At 70.4% G+C, this 6,666-nt stretch carries 5 protein-coding genes; 1 reads left to right on the top strand and 4 read right to left on the bottom strand.

What is annotated here, in order from left to right:
* Positions 1 to 18 precede the first annotated feature (18 nt).
* Positions 19 to 774, bottom strand: coding sequence for a SigB/SigF/SigG family RNA polymerase sigma factor (locus AB0F10_RS28235; RefSeq protein WP_360631417.1), 756 nt, complete (start codon positions 772 to 774; stop codon positions 19 to 21).
* 103 nt (positions 775 to 877) lie between these two features.
* Positions 878 to 1,252 carry a MerR family transcriptional regulator gene (locus AB0F10_RS28240; protein ID WP_360631420.1) on the bottom strand — a complete coding sequence of 125 codons (375 nt, stop codon included), beginning with the start codon at positions 1,250 to 1,252 and terminating at the stop codon, positions 878 to 880.
* A 102-nt stretch (positions 1,253 to 1,354) separates the two neighbouring features.
* Here AB0F10_RS28240 and AB0F10_RS28245 point away from each other — a divergent pair, with 102 nt between their 5' ends.
* Complete coding sequence (locus tag AB0F10_RS28245; RefSeq protein WP_360631423.1) at positions 1,355 to 2,428, top strand: alkene reductase; 1,074 nt, start codon at positions 1,355 to 1,357, stop codon at positions 2,426 to 2,428.
* A gap of 133 nt (positions 2,429 to 2,561) precedes the next feature.
* On the opposite strand, the gene AB0F10_RS28250 is transcribed toward AB0F10_RS28245, so the two are convergent.
* Together AB0F10_RS28250 and AB0F10_RS28255 are read right to left on the bottom strand one after the other, a co-directional pair.
* Entirely contained in the window at positions 2,562 to 3,302 is a 741-nt protein-coding gene (locus tag AB0F10_RS28250; RefSeq protein ID WP_360631426.1) for a hypothetical protein, read from the bottom strand.
* Between the two features lie 192 nt (positions 3,303 to 3,494).
* The coding region (locus tag AB0F10_RS28255) for a GH92 family glycosyl hydrolase (protein ID WP_360631429.1) at positions 3,495 to 6,666 on the bottom strand (3,172 nt) is incomplete at its 5' end.

Below are 6,666 nucleotides of genomic sequence, written 5' to 3' on the forward strand. Positions count from 1 at the left end.
TGCGCCGTCGCGCCGGTCTCAGGCAGGATCCAGGTGCCGGCGGAGCTTCGCCAGGGCGCGGGCGATCAGCCTGGAGACGTGCATCTGTGAGATGCCGATCTGTTCGGCGATCTCGGTCTGTGTGCGGTTGCCGTAGAAGCTGAGCGTCAGTATGCGCTGCTCGCGGACGTCCAGGCGGGCCAGCGCCGGGCCGAGGGCGAGGCGCAGTTCGGTCAGCTCGAACCCGGGGTCCTCGCCGCCGAGCAGGTCGCCGGCCGACGCCGACAGGCTCGACGGGCTGTTGGCCCGGGCCCCCTCCAGCCCCTCGAGCACCTCCTCCTCCCCGACGCCGAGGTGACCGGCGATGTCGGCGACGGTCGGCAGGCGGCCCAGCCGGTGCGCGAGCGCGTCGTTCGCTCCGGCGATCGCCGGCCGCAGCTCCTGCAGGCGGCGCGGGACCCGGATGGCCCCGGTCCGGTCGCGAAAGTGCCGCTTGATCTCGCCGAGGATGGTCGGGATGGCGAAGCCGGAGAACTCGGCGCCCCGGTCGGCGTCGAACCGGTCGACCGATTTGATCAGCCCCACGACGGCCACCTGGATCAGGTCGTCGAGCAGCTCACCCCGGTGGGCGTAGCGACGGGCGAGATGCTCGGCCAGCGGCACCCACGCCTCGATGCAACGCTCCCGCAGCCGGGGGCGGCCCGGATCGGCGGCATCGCCGGCGGCGAGCGCGACGATCAACGAGTCGGTCGGCCCCCGCGTGGAGGGCCCCTTCGTTTCGGCAACCATGGTCATGGTCACGGCTCCCGCTTCAAGATGCTTGTCGTACGGCATGCATCTTTCCGGGGGTTCGCCGATCGTCCAATAGCCATTCAACCGAAAGGGTGAGGTGTCGCAGCTAGGGCGCCCGGTCGGCGAGGCGGGCCCGGTGCACGCGATTGATCTCCATGAGCTGATCGAGGGCGTCCCGGGCCCGGGTGAGCTCGGCGAGGTGCGCGGTGATGCGGTCCCGCTCCTCGATCATCCGCGCCCAGGCGGCGTCGGCGTTGTTCGCGCTGGGAGAGTCGACGCAGGGCAGCAGCTCGGCGATGGTGCGGCTGGAGAGCCCGGCCGCGTACAGGCGCTGGATGAAGCGGACCCGCGCGACCTCCTTGTCGGTGTAGTGGCGCTGGCCGCCCGGGCTGCGGACGCTGGTGAGCAGCCCCTGCTCCTCGTAGTAGCGCACGGAGCGCACGCTCACCCCGGCCTGCGCCGCGAGATCACCGATCCGCATGAAGCCTCCTCGATGTGATCCACCGCGCAATGCTTGCATCTGACGTGAGTGTCAGGTTTTAGCCTAGCGCGGACATCGTGACGCTCCCGGAGGGCAGTACCCATGACGACCCTGTTCGATCGCAACCAGCTCGGCCGGATGGTCCTGCCCAACCGCGTGGTGATGGCCCCGCTGACCCGGGTCCGCGCCGCCGCCGGCGGCCTGGCGACGCCGTCGATGGCGACCTACTACGCCCAGCGCGCCACCGCCGGACTCATCGTCAGCGAGGGGGTGCAACCCAGCGTCGTCGGCCAGTCCAACCCGGGAACCCCCGGCCTGCACACCGACGAGCAGGTCAAATCCTGGCTGCAGGTCACCGACGCGGTGCACACCAACGGCGGCCGGATCTTCGCCCAGATCATGCACGGCGGCCGGGTGTCCCACGAGGAGACGACGGGCCTCCGGCCCGTCGGCCCGTCCGCGGTCCCCTTCCCCGGCGAGATCTTCACCCCGGCCGGCCGCAGGCCCGCGCCGGTGCCGCGCGCGCTGGAGACCGCCGAGGTACCGGAGCAGGCACGCTCCTATGCCGACGCCGCCCGGCGCGCGGTCGACGCGGGCTTCGACGGGGTGGAGCTGCACGGCGCGAACGGCTACCTGATCTCCCAGTTCCTGTCCAGCGCGGCCAACCTGCGCACCGACGGCTACGGCGGGTCGATCACCAACCGGATCCGCTTCGCCGTCGAGGCGGTGTCCGCAACCGCCGAGGCCGTGGGCGCCCACCGTACGGGCATCCGGCTCTCGCCCGGCGCCGGCATCTGGGGCGCGCACGAGACGGACGTTCCCGAGATGTACGCCGCACTGCTCGCCGAGCTCGCGCCCCTCGGGCTGGCGTACGTGCACCTGGAGGCGACCACCGGCGACGACGTGCTGACCGGCCTGCGCAACGCCTGGCCGGGCACCCTCATCGTCAACCCGGCGTTCCCGATGGGCCCGACGAAGTCGGACCGCGCGGCCGCCGACCGCTGGCTGGCGCTGGGCGCCGACCTGATCAGCTTCGGCCGTGCCTTCATCGCCAACCCGGACCTGGTCGAACGGTTCCGCCAGGATCTCCCGATCGCGGAGGACAACCAGGCGACCTGGTACGCGGGCGGCGACAACGGCTACATCACCTACCCCACGTACCAGTTCGCGGGCTGAGGAATCCGCCCACCGGCGGCGAGCACCCCGTCGGCGGGCGGGTGGTTCGTGGGGTCATGGTCAGCCGTGATCAGGTCCGCGTGCAGTGGACCGCGGCCACCCGCGGCGCGCCGCACGCCGAGGGCCGCCGCGGTCACGGCAGTAGGTCGGCCGGATCGTCCTCGACCTGGCCGGCCGTCAGATCGTCGGCGCCGAGCCGATCCGCGCCGGGCAGCGGGTCCGGCTCCTGGGTAGCCGTCAGATCGTCGGCGCCGAGCCTCGGGTCCGGGCCGGGCACCTGCTCGCGGGCATCGTCGAGGTCATCGAGGTCGTCGAGGTCGGTGCCGGCCCGCAGCGGCGCGAGGCTGCCGTCCAGGTGCCCGTCGGCGTCGCTGTCCGGCGAGCGCGGGTCGAGTCCCCGCGCCGGCTCGAACGCGTCCGTGAGCTGGTCGCCGTCGTAACCCGGCGGCACCGCCGCGTCCTCCGAGCGGCCGGCCGCGTCATTTGCCGTCGTGCCCGGAGACCCGGTCCAGACGCCGCGGCCGGGGCCGTCCCCGTGGGCGATCGCCGCGCTCTGCGCCTCCTCCCGCTGGCGCAGATGGCGGGCGTGGTCGCCGCCGTGGGTGACCGTCCACGGCGAGATGTCCGAGCCGTGCCGGGACACCTCGTACGCCGCGTCCGCGTTGTCCTGCGGGTCGTGGAGGTCGTACCGGATCAGCAGGTCCGGGTGGAGGTGGACGTCGATCTGCCACAGCCCGCGCGACTCCTCGCCGTGCGCCCGGCTTTCGCCGCCGGACTCGGCAAGGGCGATCGCGGTCATCGTCGCCGCCGTGTCGGGACTGAACCCGGCGCGGCGGGCGAATCCGTAGATCTGATTCGCGGAGTACATCGGCATCGCCTGAGCGTAGGACCCCGGATCCAACACCGGATTGCGGCTCACGAATCCAGTTCGGTCTGTCAGTGCGCCGTCGCCGGCCTCCGCACCGGCTCACGCTCCGGCGCCGGCCGGGTGGCGAAGAAGGCGGCCTTGCCGATCAGGCTCGCCGCCCGGGCGTACGGGCGGCGAGCCTGATCGGCGTTCGGGCGGTCAGCCGAGCAGTTCCCATTCGGCGAGTTGGGTCTCGGCCGCGCCGTGGTTGGCGGTGATCTGCAACCGGTAGCGGGGATAGGCGGTGGTGTTGGCGATGACGAACGCCCGGGTCTGGCGGCGGTCGGCGAAGTCGATGTTGCCGCGGGTGTCCAGCGTCACCCAGGTCGTGCCGTCCGTCGAACCCTGCAGCGTCCAGTTCTTCGGGTCGCGGCCCGGGGTGTCGTCGGCCGAGGTGAGCGTGTATTGGCGGACGGCGGCCGTGCCGGTGCCGGCGAACCGGTACTCGAGGGTCGCGGTGTTCTGGAAGGTCAGCCACTTGGTCAGCGAGGTGTCGTCCACCAGGCTGGCCCGGCCCTCGGTGGTGCCGTTCTCACCGCTGGCGGTGAGGGTTCCGCCGGTGGCCCGGTCGGTCAGCGGCTTCGGCGCCGCGCTGCCGGTGGTGATCGAGCCCGGGATGTCGCCCGCGCCGGTGCCCCAGGATGACGGGGCGGAGCCCATGGTGAAGGCGAGGGTGCCGCCGGCCAGCAGGTCGGCGTGGGTCAGGTAGTTCCTGGTGTAGTTGACGCCGTTGAGCGTGGCGCTCTGGATGTACCGGTTGGTGTCGCTGACGCCGGGTGCGGTGACCGTGAAGGTGTGGCCGTTCTCCAGGTTGATGGTCGCCTTGGGGTGCAGCGGCGCCCCGATGGTGTAGTCGGTGCTACCCATCCGGGCCGGGTAGAAGCCGAGGGCGCTGAAGACGTACCAGGCCGACATCTGGCCGTTGTCCTCGTCGCCGAGGTAGCCGTTGCCGGTGCCGGCGCCCGAGTCGTACAGCTTGGTGAGGACGTCGCGGACGTGGGTCTGTGTCTTCGCCGGGGTGCCGGCGTAGTTGTACATGTAGAGCATGTGGTGGATCGGCTCGTTGGAGTGGGCGTACTGGCCCATGTTGGTGTCGTAGGCCTCGCTCATCTCGTGGATGACGCCGCCGTAGCAGCCCGTCAGGTAGTCGCGGGAGGCCGAGAACACCGAGTCGATTTTGCTGGAGAGCTGGGCGCGTCCGCCGTACAGGTTTGCCATGCCCTGGGGGTCCTGCGGGGCCGGGGTGGCGTAGTGCCACGGCGCGCCCTCGGTGAAGTCGCAGCCCCACTCGTTGGGCTTGAACGCCGCGTCGGTGGTCCGCCAGGCGCCGGACTTCTGCTTGCCGCGGAAGAAGCCGACCGACGAGGAGTACAGGTTGGCGTAGTCGAGGGCGCGGTTCTGGAAGTAGTCGGCGTCCTCGTTGTATCCGAGCGCCCGCCCGAGCTGCGCGATGCCGAAGTTGTTGTTGGCGTCCTCGAGGGTCCAGGAGGCCGCCTCGCCGCGGACGTCGGTCGGCACGTAGCGCTTGAAGGTGGACACCTCGAGGCCCTTGCGCCCACGGGAGCCGGAGCTGGAGTAGACGCTGGCGTTCTTCACCATCGAGGCGTACGCGGCCTGGTAGTCGAAGTTGCGGACACCCTTCTGGTACGCGTCGGCGAAGGCCAGGTCCTGGTTGGTGCCGACCATGATGTCGATGTATCCGGGGCCGGTCCAGCGCGGCGTCCAGCCCCCGTTCTTGTACGCGTTCACCACCCCGTCGAGCATCTCGCCGGTCTTCGTCGGCGTGAGCAGCGAGTACAGCGGCCAGACCGCGCGGGCGGTGTCCCAGAAGCCGTTGTTGACGTACATCTGCCCGTCGTGGATCGCGTTGTCGTACGGGCTCTGGTATTTGCGGACGCCGCCGACGATCTCCGAGCGGTTGTTCGGGTACATGAACGAGCGGTACAGGTTGGAGTAGAAGGTGACCTGCTGGTCGTTGGACGCGCCCTCGATGCGTGCCTTGCCGAGCGCGGTGTCCCAGATTCCGGCGGCCTGCTCGCGTACCGTGTCGAAGTCCTTCGCGCCGATCTCCTGGCTGAGGTTGCTCGCGGCCTGGGCCACGCTGATGAAGGAGGTCGCCATCTTGAGGGTGACCTGCTCGCCGGCGACGGTCGCGAAGCGGATCCAGCTGGTCGCGCCCTGACCGGTGACCGTCCCGGTCGCCGCGATGGCCTTGTCGACGGTGGCCGAGAAGTACATCCGCTGGCCCTTGTGGTCGACGTAGCCGGAGATCACCCGGGCGGCGGCGTCGACGTTGATCGAGCCGCCGGCGCTGTCGACGGTGTCGAACAGGATCACCGATTCGGCGGCGGCGGGGTATTTGAACCGCATGGCACCGGCGTGGTCGGTCGGCGTCATCTCGGCGGTGATGCCGTACGTGTCGAGCTGTGTCTTGTAGTAGTGCGCCTGCGCCACCTCGTTGCCGTGGCGGAAGGCCGACTTGCGCGCGTCCGGTGTGGACTTGACGCCGCCGGTCATCGGCATCACCTGCAGCTGGCCGTAGTCGCCGATCCACGGGCTCGGTTCGTGGCTGATCCCGAAGCCCTGCACCGTGGTGGCCTTGTACTCATACAGCCAGCTGTCGCTGTTGCCGTTGGTGATCGGGGTGAGGAAGTTGAATCCATTGGGGACGGTGGTGCCGGGGAAGGTGTTGCCGCGCGAGTAGCTGCCGCTGGAGTTGGAGCCGCGCCGGGTGTCGACGAGGTCGGACAGGCGTGTCGCGGCGCCGCCGGCCTGGATGGCGATGTCGTCGAAGTATCCGCGGAAGGTGCCGGTGTTCAGCGGCTGGTCGTAGGCGATCAGGATGCGGTCGATGGTCTTGCCGGCGACGTTGTCGCCGATCCGCGAGGTGACGAAGTTCCACTGGTCGAAGGCCAGGCCGGATCCGTTGCCCTGGTAGACCGGGTGCACCCGGACGCCGCGCTGGTCGACGGCGCCGGAGTCACGCAGGTTCGTGCCGTCGGTGAAGACGAGGTCGACGGCGACGTCGAGGTGCCCTCCGGATTGCGGATACACCCAGTAGGACAGCGAGGTGGTCGCGGTGACGGGCAGGTCCACATCGAAGACCCGGTTGTACGAGTACGACGAGGTGGTGCTCAGGTCGCTGCCCGAGTACATCAGCGCCGAGGAGCCGGTGTGCGCGGTCTCGTTGCGCGGCCCGCTCTCCATGGCGGTGAGCCCGCAACAGTATCCGCCGATGCCGGCGCTGCTCTCGACGCTGTTCTGCCAGGTCGGCTGGGGATCGCCGGCCTCGAATCCGGTGGAGAAGTCGCCCGCCGCGGCCGCGGCGGGC

It is taken from the genome of Actinoplanes sp. NPDC026623 (assembly GCF_040638275.1).
GTDB lineage: Bacteria > Actinomycetota > Actinomycetes > Mycobacteriales > Micromonosporaceae > Actinoplanes.